The following is a 16,971-nucleotide window of genomic DNA, read 5'->3' on the forward strand; positions in this document are numbered from 1 at the left end:
CGCGCCGTGAACAATTATCGCCTGATTCTCGCCATTCTCGGTATCATGCTTGTGGTTATCGGACTGGCCATGATCATTCCGGCGATGGTGGATCTGTTCGTTGGACATAGTGACTGGCAGGTTTTTCTGGTTTCCGCCGCCGTTTCAGTGTTCGCAGGAGGCGGGTTATTCCTCTCTAACCGAGGCGGCAGCCTTGAACTTGGGCGTCAGCAAGCCTTTATTCTGACAACGGCCGTCTGGATTTTAATGCCGGCCGCGGCGGCTCTTCCGTTCACCTTCAGTGAAATGAGCATCCCCTACACGGATGCTTTTTTTGAAGCTATGTCAGGTCTAACAACCACCGGATCAACCGTATTGACCGGCCTCGATACGGCGCCGCCCGGCATTCTCATGTGGCGAGCGTTGCTACAATGGTTTGGCGGCATCGGGATTATTGTCATGGCAATTGCCATCATGCCCTTGCTCCGGATTGGCGGGATGCAACTTTTCCGTATGGAGGCCTCCGAAGCGACATCGGAGAAGGCCTTGCCCAGAGTCGCCGATATCGTCAAGGCAATCAGTTATATATATCTGATACTCAGCCTGATCTGCACGCTTTCCCTGTGGATGACGGGAATGAGTCTGTTTGATGCGGCGACCCATGCGATGACAACCATATCCACAGGCGGTTTTTCAACATCTGATCAGTCCGCCGGGGATTTCGAAAGCCCGCTTGTCGAGAGCATCATGGTCGTTTTCATGATTATGGGCGCACTACCCTTTTTGATGTATCTGCACATCGTCAAAGGCAAGCCAGGTAGTTTCCTGATGGATAGCCAGGTCAGATGGTTTCTCTCTATTATCCTTTTCGGCATTATCATAATGATCATCTGGCAAATACTGAACGAAGACATTCCTTTCTGGATAGCCTTGCGCCATGCCACCTTTAACGTAACATCCATTATCACGGGCACGGGCTATGCGACCGTTGACTATAGCAGCTGGGGTGGGTTCGGAACGGTCGCGTTTTTCTTCTTCATGTTTGTCGGCGGGTGTGCGGGGTCGGCATCCTGTAGTATCAAGGTTTTCCGTATACAGATTCTCGTTGAAACCGTCCGCTGTCAGTTTATGCAGCTGATCCGGCCCAGCGGAATTTTCAAGCCTCACTATAATGGTCAACCTCTTCCGGAGGAGACTATTATCTCGGTAACCAGCTTTGTCTTTTTGTTTCTGGCTATATTTACGCTTCTTACAATCGCACTCGGCCTGACCGGGCTTGATTTTCTGACCGCGATTTCCAGTGCTGGAACCGCAATCACCAATGTCGGACCGGGCCTCGGTGAAATTGTCGGCCCATCAGGCACCTTCAAATCCCTGTCAGATCCGGCGAAATGGCTGATGTCGCTCGGGATGCTTCTGGGCCGACTTGAACTCTTTACCGTGCTTGTCCTATTCTCACGACGGTTCTGGCAGCGCTAAACAGCGGCGCAGCGGGGAACAATTATTCTATTCTGACGCGATCTATATAATCCCCGAGATTGAGCGACCGCAAGACCATTTCCGCCATGGAAATTTTTATCCCTTCAATTTCAATGGGGCCAATGTCTGACCACCCCATCCGTGCCTTCACCATCTCTTCATTCAGCGCATATTGCAGGCAGATCGCGAGGATGGACATGGCTTCAAGTCTGACATTCTCAGTCGTTGGTGATTCTCCGGATATTTTAGAGATCAGGATGCCAAGCAAGTCATGAATGACATTGATATGCCCTTCCATGATGATCTGGAAGCAATCTGTCGGCATCTCTATTTCCCGCTTGATCAGGCGCATACGCCAGCGTGTAACGGGCGAAATCGCACTGTCGACAAGGCGGGAGACGAAAAGTGTGACAGTCTCGGCATAGGCGTTACGATCATCACTGGCCGCCGCAAGCTGGTTTTCAAGTATAAGCGCCAGACTCACCCTGACCGGTTTTAGATCCCGGACGATCTTCTCGAACACCGCCCGATAGAGCCCTTCCTTGTTATGAAAATGATAGGAAATAGCTGACAGATTAACCTCAGCTGCCGCCGCTATCTCGCGGGTCGAAACAGAATCAAACGCCCTGTCGGCAAACAATCGCCCCGCTGTTTCCAGCATTCGTTCCGAAGTTGAGGAGCCTGGCTGTTTCATTTTACTGGGTCAATCGTTTGAACTTGGTCTCTGTTAAAATGCGCCATGCATACTGCAAAGGCATCTCGGAAAGGCTTTTAGAGCCGTTTTCTGTTATCGCAAATACGCGCCCATAAAAGTCCGGATATTCTTTTCCATCTCCGGATCAAATGCTCTCATCAGAGCTTCCACTTGGTTAAAGTAGGTTTTTTCGCGCTGGTTCAGCGTAATGCCCTCGGCGACTGATTTTGTACGCGTTGCCTCCGCTGTGACGAAGGCAGAGGAGCCGGATATTTCCGTAATCTTGAGCTCCACCAACACATGAAACTCATAAAGCTCGGACTGATCCTTCGTAATCAGGCCTTTGAGGCCAGTTTCCTTATCCAGTCCCTTTTCAACCGCGCTCGCGTCCTTGATGGTTACCGTCGCCACCGCACCACTGTTTCCGGTGGTCCGCAAGCGATCCCGCACCCAGTTCCGTACTGTCTGATCAATGGAAACGGGAAGCTCATGTTCGACATGTGGTGGTTTGAGAGGCGGCGTAAACTCATCCACGATCTTTATTTCACCCACATTAAGATACAGCGGGTTGAGATGTTGAAAAGTAATCTCCGGATAGACCGGATTTGGCGGTGGTGCGGCACAACCGAAAAGAAGGGTTGGCAGCAGGAGGGTAGCAATTGTCAGAAGACGGCGAAGGCCAGCCATTTTACTCTCACCTTGAAAGGAATTGAACCAGTTATACTCTATTACGGTCCGTGGATGAAGTTCAACCCTGTGTTTAAGGGATGCCCCCTAACTGTTGTCAGATAATATCATCAACCCGGATTTCATATTTGCTGGAACAAAACTGGCAATCAACCGAAATGACGCCGCCCTCTGCCATATCCTCCACATCCGATCCGGCAAAGGTTTTTAACGTATTCAAAACCCGCTCCTCGCTACAGCTGCATTGATCCTGAAGTTCTTGTGGATCATAAAGCCAGACGCCGTCTTCATGAAACAGCTTGTACAGCAACTCGGCGGATTTGAGGATCGGGTTGGTCAGTTCTTCCGCCGTAATTGTGCCTGCAAGTGCCAGCGCATTTCGCCAGTTCTCTTCTTCCTGGTCCTGATTGATTTCGGTTGCATTCTCATCCGGTAACCGCTGGATCATCAGGCCGCCTGCGCGCCATTTTCCGCCGCTTTTGTCAACGGCGACCCGCAGCAATGTATCGATCTGTTCCGACTTGTCGAAATAGTTCTCCATGCAGGCAGCGAGGCTGTCTCCCTCAAGATCGACGATCCCCTGATATCTTTTATGCTCTTCACCGGCGTCAATGGTAAAGGCGGCATAACCTTTACCCAGGTAATCCTTGACGTTTAGCGAGACAGCATCCGTAGAATGCTCACCCAGCTTTTCCGGATCGAATGACGCATAGCCCCGCATGTTGCCGGGAGTCGTCATATCCGCAGCAATCATGCTGATGGCTCCGTCTCCTTTGGTTTGCACCGTAAAGATACCATCAAACTTGAGAGCACCACCCAGCATCGCCGCCAGCACCAGGCCTTCCCCCAGAAACCGGGCGACAGCTTCCGGATATCCATGCCGATTGAGAATGGAATCAACGACACGTCCCATCCGTACGACGCGTCCCCTCACCCCGGCTTTCGCCATCTGAAAGGGCTGGATAAGGTTATCAGTGATTATTCTCTGACCTGCGTCGGCCATAAGGTTTCTCTCTCGTTCAAATGAAATATCAATTCGCGCCAAGACACCAGCGAAGGACGGCTTTTTGCGCATGAAGACGGTTTTCCGCCTCATCAAAAATAACCGATTGCGGACCATCCATAACGGCGGCCGTCGCCTCTTCCCCACGATGCGCAGGCAGGCAGTGCATGAAGATCGCGTCATTCGCCGCGCGCGCCATCAGGGCTTCATCCACCTGATAAGGCGCCAGCAGATTATGACGGTTGGCAACATCATCGCCCATGGAAACCCATGTGTCCGCGACGATACAATGGGCGCCGGATGCCGCCTCGGCCGCATCCCGGGTCACATGTACCGCTGCTCCTATTTCTTTCGCCCAGTCAAGCGCCCTTTGATCTGGCGCAAGCTCTTCCGGACAGGCGATCCGAAACTCAAAATCGAATACTCCCGCTGCATGGATCCAGGAGGTGACCATGTTATTTCCGTCCCCGCACCAGGCAACAATCTTGTCCTTGATCGGGCCGCGATGCTCTTCAAACGTCATGACATCTGCCATTAGCTGACATGGATGGCTGTCATTCGTGAGGCCATTGATGACCGGCACCGTCGCATACTCGGCCAGTTCAAGCAGCTTCGCATGCTCGTCTGTGCGGATCATGATCGCATCCACATAGCGCGAGAGAACCCGCGCCGTATCCGCAATCGTTTCCCCTCGCCCCAGCTGCATGTCATTGCTGTTCAGGACAATCGTATGCCCTCCGAGCTGGCGCATCGCCATGTCAAAGGAAACGCGGGTCCGGGTTGACGGAAACTCGAATATGGCGGCAAGAGTAAGGCCCTTGAGCGGCGCCTCCTTGTCCATCGTGCCCTTTGGCAAATTCGCGCGCGCGCGCTTCAACGCTATGCCGTCATCGATAATTCCGCGCACGTCGGCTTTCGAGAGTGCATTCAGGTCAAGAAAATGAAGTGGGTTAGCCATTCTCAAGCTCCGTACAGGCTTCATCCAGCAGATTGATAAATTCTGACACCTGGGCATCTTCAATGATCAGCGGCGGCAGGAGGCGGACGACATTGTCTCCACCTTTCGCTGTCAAAACGCCGAGTTCCAGCAATTTGTTGTTCACCAGCGTGTTTTCCACCTTGCATTTCAGGCCGAGATGCAACCCAATGCCGCGAATTTCCTCAAGGATATCCGGATGGCGATCGATCACACCGACAATCCCCTGCTTCAGGTGATTCCCCATCTCGACGACATGGTCCATAAAGCCTTCTTCGCTCATAACATCAACAACGGCACCGGCAACCGCCATAGCGAGCGGATTACCGCCATAGGTGGACCCATGGCTCCCGACGGTCATGGCCTTTGCGACTTTCTCGACGGCCAGGCACGCGCCTACGGGGAAACCGCCGCCGAGCGCCTTCGCAGAGGTCAGGATATCAGGTTTGATGCCTGCATGTTCGTAAGCGAAGAGCTTGCCAGTCCGCCCCATGCCGGTCTGTATTTCATCCAGCATCAGGAGAAGATCACGCTCATCGCATAATTTTCGAAGCGCGCGCAGGAACTCGGGCTCAACAACCTGAATGCCGCCCTCCCCCAGAACCGGTTCAATCAGAATGGCCGCCGTTTCATCCGTAATCGCTGCCTTCACTGCCTCGATGTCGTGAACGGGAACATGGTCAAATCCGTCCACAACCGGCCCGAAACCAGCCAGCAGCTTCTCCTGCCCGGCCGCAGCAATTGTCGCAAGGGTCCGGCCATGAAAAGAGTTTTCAAAAGCAATGATCCGGTATTTTTCGGGATGACCGTTGGTGCTGAAATACTTCCGGACCATCTTGATACCGCACTCATTGGCCTCCGCGCCGGAGTTACAGAAATACGCTGCGTCCGCAAAAGTCGCATCAACCAGCTTGCGGGCAAGTTCCTCCTGTCCCGGAATGCGGAAAAGGTTGGACACATGCCAGACTTTCTGCGCCTGGTCCGTCAGTGCCGCAACAAGCTTCGGATGGGCGTGCCCGAGCCCGCTGACCGCGATGCCCGCCGCAAAATCGAGGTATCGTCGACCATCATTTCCATAGAGATACGGACCTTCCCCCTTTTCAAAGGAAAGATCGGCAGGAGCATAGTTTGACAATAATGCGGGAATCATATGCTTTCTCCACGAAACTAAAGGATAACCGGCTAATTTTAGCTACCAGAAAGCGCGGAAGTATTGACAGGAGACCGTGCCCTGTCAATCAAACTCTTACGTTGAAAACGATATTTTCAGGCTTTCAGACGATATCCGCTTCTTATCAGCGCCCAAACGGCAATGTAGAGTAGAATATCGACGCAGGCGATAAACAGCGACCCAACCCAGACAGAGCTGTCAGAAGTGCCAATAAACCCAAACCGAAAGCCATCAATCATATAGAAAAAGGGGTTGAGATGACTGATCTGGTACCAGATGCCATCCAGCCGGTCGATTGAATAGAATGTCCCGGACAGGAAGGACAGCGGCATGATGATAAAATTCGTCATGGCCGCCATATGATCGAATTTTTCCGAGACTATTCCGCCAATCATCCCAAGCAGCGACAGCATCAAACCGGCGCCGATGGTGTAATAGATCACCGCTACCCAGGAATATATGGAAATGTCGATCAACACCCACATTACCGCGCCGACGGCAAGGGCAACCGTCACCCCGCGGGCGAGCCCAGAGAGTACATAGGCAAGTGTTAACTCTGCCGGAGACAATGGGGGCATCAGAATATCAACAATGTTTCCCTGAATTTTCGAAATCAGAACTGACGATGATGTGTTGGCAAAAGAATTCTGGATAATTGCCATCATGATCAGCCCCGGCGCCAGGAAACTGGCGTAGGAAACATCGCCGACATATCGCTCGCTTCCGCCAAAGGCCAGCGTAAAGATCGCCAGAAATAGAATTGTCGTCATCATCGGCGCCAGCACGGTTTGCAACGGCACTTTCAGGAACCGGCGGACCTCCTTGGACAGGAGGGTGATCATACCGCGCCAGTTAACGAGCCCAATCTTGGACCCGATACGCAGCATCACGCCGGGTTTATCAGCGTTATTTTGAGTTGCCATGTGAATTGTCATGCGGCCTAAATATGCAATCGCGCCCCAACAGGCAAGCAAACAATTCAGGCATCGTTCCAAACCTGCCGATCAGAAGCTGGCATAAACGTGAGCACTGCGTTAAATAATAAGCCACAATAAAGACCTGTCATAACCTGTCCGGAGTAGAACATAGAATGTCCGTTGAAATCTTCCACAATCCCCGCTGCAGCAAATCCCGTCAGACTCTTGCCCTTTTGCAGGAAAAGGGCATTGAGCCCCAGGTTACGGAGTATCTCACCTCTCCTCCAACCAAAGGCCGACTGACAGAAATACTGAAAATGCTGGATATACAGCCCCGGGATTTGATGCGGAAAGGCGAGGCGGAATATAAGGAAAATAATCTCGGCGACACGGCGCTCAGTAACGATGTCCTCATCAATGCCATGGTCGATCATCCAAAACTGATCGAACGGCCGATCGTGATTGCCAACGGCAAGGCCCGCATCGGCCGCCCGCCGGAATCAGTCCTTGAAATCCTGTGACGGGAACAGGATCCAACAATTTCATAGAGTTGTTGCGGTCATCACAGCGAGACCGCAATTCATCCTTTCCATCGGCGATTACTCTATATAGAATTGCGGGCAATTCCCGTCTGCGTTTACAGGGCATGGGCGCATAAATAATAACAAATGAGGAGAATTCTTATGGCAGATGCCGTTATCGTATCCACCGCCAGAACCCCTATCGGCAAGGCATATCGCGGTGCCTTCAACAACACCCACGGGGCGGACATGGGCGGGCATGTTATCAAGCATGCCGTTGAACGCGCCGGTGTTGATCCGGCTGAGGTTGAAGATGTCATCTTCGGCGTGGCCAATCCCGAAGGCGCAACCGGTGGAAATATTGCTCGCCAGGCGCTGCTTCGGGCTGGCCTGCCCGTCACATCATCCGGCACGACAGTGAACCGTTTCTGCTCCTCCGGCCTGCAAACTATTTCAATGGCTGCACAACGGGTTATCGTCGACAAGGTGCCTGTCATGGCCGCCGGCGGAATGGACAGCATCAGCCTCGTGCAGAATGAGCATATGAACCGCTATCGCGCGCAGAATGAATGGCTCCTTGAACATAAGCCGTCCATTTATGACCCGATGCTGAAAACTGCGGAAACCGTCGCAACACGTTATGGCATCACCCGCGAAGCCATGGACGAATATAGCTATCAAAGCCAGATGCGCACTGCTGCAGCACAGGAAGCAGGTCGGTTTGATCAGGAAATCGTCCCCATGACCACAATCAAGGTGATGGAGAACAAGGAAACCGGCGAAACCCTCCATGAAGAAGTCACCCTAACCCAGGACGAAGGCAATCGCCCAAGCACAACGCTGGAAGGGCTTTCAAGCCTGAAACCGGTCATGGGGGAGGATTGCTTTATTACGGCGGGGAATGCGAGTCAGCTCTCCGACGGCGCCTCTGCTTGTGTTGTCATGGACAGCAAACTTGCCGAGCAGCGTAATATCGAACCGCTTGGAATCTATCGCGGTCTGGTTGTCGCGGGCTGTGAGCCCGATGAGATGGGAATCGGTCCGGTTTTTGCGGTTCCGAAACTGCTCAAACGCCATGGCCTAAAGATGGATGACATCGGCCTTTGGGAACTCAACGAAGCCTTCGCCGTACAGGTTCTGTACTGCCGTGACAAGCTTGGTATTCCCAATGACCTTCTCAATGTTGACGGCGGGGCAATCTCCATCGGACACCCATACGGCATGTCCGGGGCTCGCCTGACAGGTCACGCCCTTATTGAAGGCAAGCGCCGGGGCGCGAAATATGTGGTCGTCACCATGTGTATCGGCGGCGGCATGGGTGCGGCGGGACTTTTCGAAGTCAACTAATCATAAAGTAGCCTAAAGAAAAACCCCGGAAGCCTAGACAGGTTTCCGGGGTTTATTTGTGACCGTACTTTACAATCTAGCGTGTCGGGATTGGTTCTTCGCCAGTGTAATCATAGAAACCGCGGCCGGATTTACGTCCAAGCCAGCCAGCCTCCACATATTTCACCAGAAGTGGGCAAGGCCGATATTTTGTATCCGCCAGACCTTCATAAAGAACCTGCATAATGGCCAGGCAAACATCCAGTCCGATAAAATCCGCCAGTTGAAGCGGACCCATCGGATGGTTGGCGCCAAGGCGCATTGCCGTATCGATCGCCCGAACCGAACCGACTCCTTCATACAGGGTATAGACCGCTTCATTGATCATAGGGAGCAGGATACGATTGACGATAAAGGCAGGAAAATCCTCCGCCGGAGTCGGCGTCTTATCGAGACGAACAGCAAGATCCTTGACCGTCTCGAATGTTTCCTCATTCGTCGCAATACCCCGGATCAGTTCCACCAGTTGCATCACCGGCACCGGATTCATAAAATGCATGCCTATGAACTTTTCCGGCCGATCCGTTATCGCGGCAAGGCGGGTAACGGAAATGGACGATGTATTGGTGGCGATAATCGCTTCCGGTCTTAGCTGCGGTCCGAGAGCACTGAGAATCTTCTTCTTGATTTCCTCATTCTCGGTAGCCGCCTCAATCACCAGATCCACTTCAGAAAGATGGGCATCATCGGTAACCGGACTGATATGAGTGAGCGCCTTGGTAATATCTGCCTCGGAAAGAGCGCCACGCCCCACCTGTCGCCGCAAATTATGCTCAATGGTATCCAAAGCCTTTTCCAGCTGTTCCTTGGAAATATCCTTGAGAAACACATCTATTCCCGCAACAGCCAGAACATGGGCAATACCATTGCCCATCTGGCCAGCGCCAATCACACTAACTTTGTTAATCATTGCCTAATTCCAAGCATAAAGGTGAGCGCGATCATAACGCCAATAGTCCGACTTCCACACGTCATCACAGAGCGGCATCCAGCTCCGGCAGGGCCTTGAACAAGTCTGCAACAAGTCCATAGTCAGCCACCTGGAAAATCGGGGCTTCCTCATCCTTGTTGATGGCCACAATCACCTTGCTGTCTTTCATACCGGCAAGATGCTGAATGGCACCGGAAATACCAACGGCAATATAAAGCTGTGGAGCAACGACCTTACCGGTCTGGCCCACCTGAAACTCGTTGGGCACGAACCCAGCGTCAACTGCGGCGCGGCTGGCGCCAACGGCAGCACCAAGCTTATCGGCAATTGCTTCAAGCAGATGAAAGTTATCACCGGATTGCATACCGCGACCGCCAGAAATCACAATTTTAGCAGATGTGAGTTCAGGACGTTCGGATTCAGAAAGCTCCGCTCCGACAAAGGTGGAAAGTCCGGCATCCGCAGCGGCGCTCGCGGCTTCAACAGAGGCCGAACCACCGGTTGCGTCTGCGGCCGCAAAGTTCGTTGCCCGCACGGTGATCACCTTCTTCGCGTCACTGCTCTGCACGGTCGCCATGGCGTTACCGGCATAGATCGGGCGAACAAAAGTATCTGGCGAGATTATTTCGACAATTTCAGAAATCTGTCCAACATCAAGAAGAGCGGCAACACGCGGCAGGATATTCTTCCCGGCAGAGGTTGCGGCCGCCACAATCGCGTCATAGCTATCGGCGAGAGAAACAATAAGCGCCGCAACATTTTCCGCCAGCATGTCACCATACAGGGCGTCTTCCACCAACAGAACTTTTGCGACACCAGAAACTTTTGCGGCTTCATCGGCAACCGCCGAGCACCCATTCCCGGCAACCAGTACATGGACGTCACCGCCCAGTTCAGTCGCAGCAGTCACAGTATTCAGCGTCGCAGTGCCAAGCGCTTCATTGTCATGATCGGCAAGTACAAGAACAGTCATCAGATAACCCCCGCTTCGTTTTTCAGCTTGTCGACCAGTTCTGCGACAGATTCTACCATTACACCGGCTTCACGTTTTGCCGGTTCTTCCACTTTCAGCGTCGTCAGACGCGGTGTAATATCAACACCGAGATCTTCGGGCGATTTTTCATCAATCGGCTTTTTCTTTGCCTTCATGATGTTTGGCAGGGACGCGTAACGCGGCTCGTTCAGGCGGAGATCAGTCGTGACAACGGCAGGCATTTTCAGATTGATTGTCTGCAGGCCGCCGTCAACCTCGCGGGTGACCTTTGCCGTGCCGTCTTCCAGGCTAACTTTAGAAGCAAATGTGCCCTGGGACCAGCCGAGCAATGCCGCCAGCATCTGACCGGTCTGATTGGAGTCATCATCAATGGCCTGTTTGCCGACGATGATCAAATCCGGCTTTTCCTCATCGGCGACGGCTTTCATCAATTTGGCAACACCAAGGGGTTCGACTGTCTCATCCGTTTTTACCAGAATGCCCCGGTCTGCGCCCATGGCGAGGGCAGTGCGCAATGTTTCCTGCGCAGCTTGCGGCCCGACGGACATGGCGATAACTTCCGTTGCCACGCCGGCTTCGCGAAGGCGAAGACCTTCCTCAACGGCAATTTCATCAAAGGGGTTCATGGACATCTTAACGTTTGCGAGGTCTACACCAGTCTTGTCCGCTTTAACACGGATCTTAACGTTGTAGTCCACGACACGTTTAACAGCGACGAGAACTTTCATGGATCGGTCTACTCCCGGGTTATAGTTTCTTCACTTTCTACCGGAAACCCGTTACTCCGATAGTGTGAATTTGAGATCATAATATATGTAATTTCTACTCTTATTCGGCAGTGCACAATAAATAGCTATTGACTATCTGTCAATTCGCCGTAGCAGGACATTTTTACATGACCTAACTAATTGTTTTACCTAAATAATTAAACTCAAACCGTTTCTCTGTTGGCCCCAGGGACCCAGAGAACGTCTCCCGCTCCCTTGTCATTCAGGAAGCGACCAAGCACAAACAGGAAATCAGATAGACGATTGGCATAGGCAATCGCGAGCGGATTGACTGTTTCCGAATCGCTCAATGTAATCATCCGCCGCTCTGCCCGCCGACAGACTGTTCTAGCCAGATGCAGATAGGAGGACGCCACAGAGCCCCCCGGCAGAATAAAGGAATTAAGCGGCGCCAATTCCGAATTCATCTCGTCAATCTCTTCTTCAAGGCGATCGACCTGCGCTTTTACAATCCTGAGCGGCGGGTATTTCGGGTTCTCCTGCTCAGGTGTGCAGAGATCCGCCCCCAGATCAAAAAGATCATTCTGGATACGCGACAGCATTTCACCAGTCTGGCCGGTCACATGCAACCGGACAAGTCCGACGATAGCATTTGTTTCATCCACGTCACCGTAGGCTTCAACACGCGGGCTTGTCTTGCTGACCCGCGCGCCATCTCCGAGGGATGTTTTCCCTTTGTCTCCACCACGCGTATAGATTTTTGTAAGCTTTACCATTTTTCATGCTTCATCGATATAACAACTGTCCGGAAGGCTGGGATCAATTTGAAGTCCCTGCAAGCCATATCCCGATCATAATAAGGATAACCGCGACGGCCTGCACCAGAATACGCAAGCGCATCAGCTTGTTTCCGTAGCGACGGTTGAACTCACCACCGCGCGCCATTGTCAGCACGCCAAAGAACAGGACAAGCGCCGTTGCAATTACAGCAGCAACAATGAGATAGTTAATCATAATGATCGGTCCGGCTTCATCATATAAACAGATTCACCTAACGCTACACGTTCACGCCTTATATGGACAGGAAAAGTCATGGAAGCAACCCAGGATATCGTAATTATCGGCGGCGGCGTTGTCGGATCGTCCATTGCCTATTTCCTGAAAAGCATGGCCGGGTTTGACGGCAGCGTGACTGTCCTCGAAAAAGACCCGAGCTATGAGTTCGGCTCCACCGCACGTTCATGGGGAGGAGTCCGGCAACAGTTCTCAACGCCCGAAAACATCCTCATGTCACAGTTCATGCAGGAATTCCTGAGAGAGATTACCCATCATCTTGCCGTCGATGACACGCCGGTTGATGTGGACTATCGCGAATATGGATATCTGTTCCTGGCAGAGGACCGCCACATTCCGCTGCTCTATACAAACAATGCCATTCAGCGAAAACTGGGCGTCAATGTCGGTCTTCTCGATACCGAAGATCTTATGCGCGGCTACCCCTGGATGAATGTTTCCGACCTCGCAGGCGGGTCGCTGGGATTAAGCGGGGAGGGCCGCCTTGATGCCTATAGCCTTAATCAGGCTTTTCGCAAGAAATCAATTTCTCTGGGCGTGCAATTCCTGAATGCCGAAGCCGTCGGTTTTGAGATGACGGCAAAGCGCATAAACAGTGTCCTTCTAAAGGATGGCTCGAATCTGCCTGCGGGGAGCGTCGTAAATGCCGCAGGACCTCAAGCGGCGGAAATTGCCGGATGGGCCGATATCGAGCTTCCCGTCCGCTCACGAAAGCGTTTTGCTTTTTGCTTCAGCTGCCGTACGGAGATATCAGATTGCCCGCTGGTGATTGATCCAAGTGGCGTTCATTTCTCTCCGGAAGGGCGCCAGTTCATTGCCGGCTGCTCCCCGGATCCCGGGAATGACCCGGATTGTTCAGACTTCGAAATAGACTATGGCTGGTTTGAAGAGCATATATGGCCGATCCTGGCCCATCGTGTGCCCGCATTTGAAGCGATCAAGCTTGAGAATGCCTGGGCAGGCCATTATGCCTATAATACTTTGGATCAGAATGCCATTCTTGGACCGCACCCTGAGATCATGAATTTCTTTTTTGCAAATGGATTTTCGGGGCACGGTTTACAACAATCACCGGCCGTTGGTCGCGGCATAGCCGAACTCATTACCCACGGTGAATATAAAAGCCTCGACCTCTCCCGCTTCTCTTTTTCGCGGGTGGCGGCAGGGGAAGCTGTACTGGAACGTAATATTGTGTAGATAATTTGAAGAAGGATGCCTTAAATGCCTGTTGTCAGAATTGATATGTTTGAAGGGCGCGACCGCGAAACCAAAGAGGAGCTGGTTAAATCGATCACTGCCGAAATGGTTCGCATTACCGGTTGCGGCGCAGCCAGCGTCAATGTGATCATCAATAACGTCGCCAAGGATGACTGGGGACTGGGGACTGGGGACTGGGGACTGGGAGGGGAGCTTGCCAGCAGCAAATTTCCCGATTAGCGGATTATACAAGAGGGCAATGTGCAGAATTCTGTTGTCTCATTACTGATCCGAATCTGGCAGCATTTCACCGGACAGAATTGCCTGCGGATGGCGACCGCCCTGAGCTATCAGACATTGCTTGCAATCGTACCGCTTGCGGCCGTCGCTTTTGCCCTCTTTACCGCTATCCCCGCTTTCACCCATCTGCAGGAACAAATCACCAATTTCCTTTTCGACAGTCTGCTGCCGTCAAAAATCTCAACAGTAGATGCGGCGCTTCGTGATTTTACCATCAATGCCAGTCAGCTAACCCTCTTCGGCCTTGGCGGTATCGCCATAACGGCATTACTGCTCATGTCCAGCATTGAAGAAATTTTCAGCCAGATATGGAAAGTTGCGGCGACGCGTAATCCGCTCAAGCGATTTGTCATTTATATCATCATTACCCTGATTGGTCCCATTGCCATTGGGACCAGCCTGACCCTTATTGACTGGATCATTCAGGTAAGCGAAGAAGCAACCGGTATCCAGATTGCGGGAACCGTCGATCTCGTTCGTTCAACACTGCCGGTTCTGTTGCCTTTTATCGTGCTGTTTATTCTTTACCGGATTGTCCCGGCCTGCGATGTTAAATGGCGCCATGCCTTCATCGGTGCAGCGATTGCGACGGCGCTGTTCATGCTCGGAAAGTATTTCTTCAAGCTGTACCTTCAATATTTTCCGTCATACGAGGTGGTTTACGGCGCCATGGCGGCCATCCCCCTCTTCCTGATCTGGCTCTATGTAAGTTGGGCTGTTGTGCTGTTCGGCGCCACCATTGCCGCCGTCCTCGGTTTTGAATTCACCGGAGATATGGAAGAGAGATAGAAAGAGCGCTATCAATCCGGAAGCGTTACGGCGCCAGAGCTATCGATCTCAAACCCGGGATTCCAGGCGACTTCCCAAAGATGACCGTCAAGGTCGCGAAAATATCCTGAGTACCCGCCCCAGAATACATCCGCCGCCGACTTGACGATTTCCGCGCCGAGCAACTGAACTTCCGACAGCACGTCATCAACTTCAGCCTTACTACGGGCATTATAGGCGATCGAGAATCCTTCAAAACCTGAACCGGTTGCGGGCACGCCAGCGTCCTTTGCCAATTCATCCCGGGGAAACAGGCTAAATGCAATTGAACCGCATTGAAAAAAGGAGACGCCGGGAGCGTCCTTTACGGAACGCTTCCAGCCAAGGGATTCGAAAAAGGCAGTGCTTCGCGCCAGATCCCTGACACCAAGCGTTATCAACGACAGCCTTTGTTCCATAGCGGAACTCCGTCAGTTTGCCCCTTCCAGCAGGCGGCGGGCAATTACCTGCGCCTGAATTTCACCGGCGCCCTCAAAAATATTGAGGATACGCGCATCACACAAGACACGGCTGATCGGATACTCCAGCGCGAAGCCGTTGCCCCCGTGAATTTGCAGGGCATTGTCTGCCGTGCTCCAGGCCACGCGGGCGCCCAGAAGTTTGGCCATCCCCGCCTCAAGATCACAGCGCCGACCTTCATCCTTCGCACGGGCGGAGGCATATGTGAGCTGCCGCGCCATCATGATTTCAACAGCCATCCAGGAGAGCTTTCCGGCAACACGTGGAAACTTGATGATCGGCCGGGCGAACTGAATTCGGTCCAGCGCGTACCGAAGGCCAAGCTCCATTGCGTTCTGCGCCACGCCCAGCGCACGGGCCGCCGTCTGGATACGGGCGCTTTCAAAGGTCTGCATCAATTGCTTAAAGCCGTTCCCCTCTTCCTCGCCCAACAGGTTTTCCGCCTTGATTTCAAAACCGTCAAAACCAAGCTCATATTCCTTCATGCCGCGGTAACCGAGCACTTCAATCTCGCCGCCGGTCATGCCTTTCGCCGGGAAATCTTCCATTTCCGTCATATGCGGCTTTTCTGCAAGGAACATGGAAAGCCCCTTGTAGCCCGGCTCATTCGGGTTTGTCCGCACCAGCATAGTCATCACATCAGCGCGCGCGGCATGGGTAATCCATGTCTTGTTGCCGGTGACTTTATAGACATCCCCATCCTTCACGGCACGGGTCTTCAATGAGGCAAGGTCGGAGCCGGTGTTCGGTTCGGTGAACACGGCTGTCGGCAGTATTTCACCCGTTGCAATAAGGGACAGCCATTTATCCTTCTGTGCATCCGTACCGCCGGTCAGAATAAGTTCTGCCGCAATTTCCGACCGCGTCCCAAGTGACCCGACACCAATATATCCCCGTGAAAGTTCTTCCGAAACAACACACATGGACATCTTGCCAAGACCGAGACCGTCATATTCCTCCGGCACCGTCAGACCAAACACGCCAAGCTCCGACATTTTTTGAACCACGGGCATGGGGATCAATTCGTCTTTCAGATGCCAGTCATGGGCGTAAGGCATAACCTCCTCATTGGCGAACCGCCGGAACTGGTCGCGAATCATCGCGAAAGTCTCATCGAGACCGGGATCCCCGAAATGCCCGGTGTCCATTCCTTCCGCCACCAACTCGGCAATACGCTCCTTAACGTCGGCGCTGTACCCGGCGCCAATCAGTGCGGCGACTTCTGCCGTCTTGAAGCCTGCAATGGCGGCATCGTCCAGACCGAGGTCCGCCGGACGGATAATTTCGCCCAAGGTCATCGGAATGCCGCCTGCAATCTGGCTTAGATACTCGGCGAAACCGGCCTGGAGAATAAGCTGCTCCAATTCTCCAAACTTTCCCTCAGAGGCGAGATGGCGTGACCAGTTAAGTGTCTCCCGCAATGCCTCGACATAGGTTGCGAGCCAGGCAAGGCCGTGAGTTGCATACTGGTGAGCTTCAACCAGTTCCGCACTGATCCGGCCATTGCTGCCACGTGTCAGTTCGGCAACGGAGATAATCGCCTTCTGCTTGAAAGATTCAGCGGAATCCAGAGCTTTTTCACAAAGGCCATCCAGCCCGCTTAGCAAAAGAGTGCGGGGCGCTTCAGTCATTTCTGACATTGTCATT

General features: G+C 52.8%; 19 protein-coding genes. 6 read left to right on the plus strand and 13 right to left on the minus strand.

Going from position 1 to position 16,971, the window contains the following annotated elements; all coding sequences use genetic code 11:
* Nucleotides 1-6: 6 nt before the first annotated feature.
* Nucleotides 7-1,458 (plus strand): TrkH family potassium uptake protein, encoded by a 1,452-nt coding sequence (locus tag AAC599_RS00275; RefSeq protein ID WP_340148401.1) that lies wholly within the window; start codon nt 7-9, stop codon nt 1,456-1,458.
* A 22-nt stretch (nt 1,459-1,480) separates the two neighbouring features.
* Here the strand turns inward: AAC599_RS00275 and AAC599_RS00280 are convergent, their stop codons facing one another.
* The 6 genes from AAC599_RS00280 to AAC599_RS00305 form a co-directional block, all read right to left on the minus strand.
* Entirely contained in the window at nt 1,481-2,152 is a 672-nt protein-coding gene (locus AAC599_RS00280) for a CerR family C-terminal domain-containing protein (RefSeq protein ID WP_340148402.1), read from the minus strand.
* Between the two features lie 93 nt (nt 2,153-2,245).
* Nucleotides 2,246-2,839: a hypothetical protein gene (locus AAC599_RS00285; protein WP_340148403.1), complete on the minus strand. Its 594-nt coding sequence runs from the start codon at nt 2,837-2,839 to the stop codon at nt 2,246-2,248.
* Between the two features lie 97 nt (nt 2,840-2,936).
* Complete coding sequence (locus AAC599_RS00290) at nt 2,937-3,842, minus strand: Hsp33 family molecular chaperone HslO (RefSeq protein ID WP_340148404.1); 906 nt, start codon at nt 3,840-3,842, stop codon at nt 2,937-2,939.
* 28 nt (nt 3,843-3,870) lie between these two features.
* On the minus strand, nt 3,871-4,800 hold the full coding sequence (gene argF / locus AAC599_RS00295; protein WP_340148405.1) for an ornithine carbamoyltransferase: 930 nt from the start codon (nt 4,798-4,800) through the stop codon (nt 3,871-3,873).
* Entirely contained in the window at nt 4,793-5,968 is a 1,176-nt protein-coding gene (locus AAC599_RS00300; RefSeq protein ID WP_340148406.1) for an aspartate aminotransferase family protein, read from the minus strand. The genes argF and AAC599_RS00300 overlap by 8 nt, the downstream gene beginning before the upstream one ends.
* 116 nt (nt 5,969-6,084) lie before the next feature.
* On the minus strand, nt 6,085-6,912 hold the full coding sequence (locus AAC599_RS00305) for an ABC transporter permease (protein WP_340148407.1): 828 nt from the start codon (nt 6,910-6,912) through the stop codon (nt 6,085-6,087).
* 167 nt (nt 6,913-7,079) lie between these two features.
* Here AAC599_RS00305 and arsC point away from each other — a divergent pair, with 167 nt between their 5' ends.
* Both arsC and AAC599_RS00315 read left to right on the plus strand, forming a co-directional pair.
* On the plus strand, nt 7,080-7,427 hold the full coding sequence (arsC, locus tag AAC599_RS00310; RefSeq protein WP_340148408.1) for an arsenate reductase (glutaredoxin): 348 nt from the start codon (nt 7,080-7,082) through the stop codon (nt 7,425-7,427).
* Between the two features lie 162 nt (nt 7,428-7,589).
* The gene (locus tag AAC599_RS00315) at nt 7,590-8,774 is read left to right on the plus strand and encodes an acetyl-CoA C-acyltransferase (RefSeq protein ID WP_340148409.1); all 1,185 of its coding nucleotides are present in this window, start codon (nt 7,590-7,592) and stop codon (nt 8,772-8,774) included.
* Between the two features lie 76 nt (nt 8,775-8,850).
* Here the strand turns inward: AAC599_RS00315 and AAC599_RS00320 are convergent, their stop codons facing one another.
* From AAC599_RS00320 to AAC599_RS00340, 5 genes are all read right to left on the minus strand, one after another.
* On the minus strand, nt 8,851-9,723 hold the full coding sequence (locus tag AAC599_RS00320; RefSeq protein ID WP_340148410.1) for a 3-hydroxybutyryl-CoA dehydrogenase: 873 nt from the start codon (nt 9,721-9,723) through the stop codon (nt 8,851-8,853).
* Nucleotides 9,724-9,787: 64 nt separating this feature from the next.
* Entirely contained in the window at nt 9,788-10,717 is a 930-nt protein-coding gene (locus tag AAC599_RS00325; RefSeq protein ID WP_340148411.1) for an FAD-binding protein, read from the minus strand.
* Complete coding sequence (locus AAC599_RS00330; RefSeq protein ID WP_340148412.1) at nt 10,717-11,466, minus strand: electron transfer flavoprotein subunit beta/FixA family protein; 750 nt, start codon at nt 11,464-11,466, stop codon at nt 10,717-10,719. The genes AAC599_RS00325 and AAC599_RS00330 overlap by 1 nt, the downstream gene beginning before the upstream one ends.
* Before the next feature lie 203 nt (nt 11,467-11,669).
* Nucleotides 11,670-12,242, minus strand: a complete 573-nt coding sequence (locus AAC599_RS00335) for a cob(I)yrinic acid a,c-diamide adenosyltransferase (RefSeq protein ID WP_340148413.1) — start codon at nt 12,240-12,242, stop codon at nt 11,670-11,672.
* A gap of 43 nt (nt 12,243-12,285) precedes the next feature.
* The gene (locus AAC599_RS00340; protein ID WP_340148414.1) at nt 12,286-12,480 is read right to left on the minus strand and encodes a twin transmembrane helix small protein; all 195 of its coding nucleotides are present in this window, start codon (nt 12,478-12,480) and stop codon (nt 12,286-12,288) included.
* A 78-nt stretch (nt 12,481-12,558) separates the two neighbouring features.
* On the opposite strand from AAC599_RS00340, the gene AAC599_RS00345 reads away from it, so the two are divergent.
* From AAC599_RS00345 to AAC599_RS00355, 3 genes are read left to right on the plus strand one after another with little or no spacing between them, the layout of a single operon-like run.
* Nucleotides 12,559-13,737 carry an FAD-binding oxidoreductase gene (locus AAC599_RS00345; protein ID WP_340148415.1) on the plus strand — a complete coding sequence of 393 codons (1,179 nt, stop codon included), beginning with the start codon at nt 12,559-12,561 and terminating at the stop codon, nt 13,735-13,737.
* A gap of 24 nt (nt 13,738-13,761) precedes the next feature.
* Nucleotides 13,762-13,977 carry a 4-oxalocrotonate tautomerase family protein gene (locus AAC599_RS00350; protein WP_340148416.1) on the plus strand — a complete coding sequence of 72 codons (216 nt, stop codon included), beginning with the start codon at nt 13,762-13,764 and terminating at the stop codon, nt 13,975-13,977.
* 21 nt (nt 13,978-13,998) lie between these two features.
* Entirely contained in the window at nt 13,999-14,826 is an 828-nt protein-coding gene (locus AAC599_RS00355; protein ID WP_340148417.1) for a YihY family inner membrane protein, read from the plus strand.
* Nucleotides 14,827-14,837: 11 nt separating this feature from the next.
* Here AAC599_RS00355 and AAC599_RS00360 read toward each other — a convergent pair whose 3' ends face one another.
* Together AAC599_RS00360 and AAC599_RS00365 are read right to left on the minus strand one after the other, a co-directional pair.
* The gene (locus AAC599_RS00360) at nt 14,838-15,263 is read right to left on the minus strand and encodes a VOC family protein (RefSeq protein ID WP_340148418.1); all 426 of its coding nucleotides are present in this window, start codon (nt 15,261-15,263) and stop codon (nt 14,838-14,840) included.
* A 12-nt stretch (nt 15,264-15,275) separates the two neighbouring features.
* A complete protein-coding gene (locus tag AAC599_RS00365) occupies nt 15,276-16,970 on the minus strand; it encodes an acyl-CoA dehydrogenase family protein (RefSeq protein ID WP_340148419.1) in 1,695 nt (564 codons plus the stop codon).
* Between the last annotated feature and the right edge of the window lies 1 nt (nt 16,971).

The organism is uncultured Sneathiella sp., assembly GCF_963976355.1.
GTDB lineage: Bacteria > Pseudomonadota > Alphaproteobacteria > Sneathiellales > Sneathiellaceae > Sneathiella.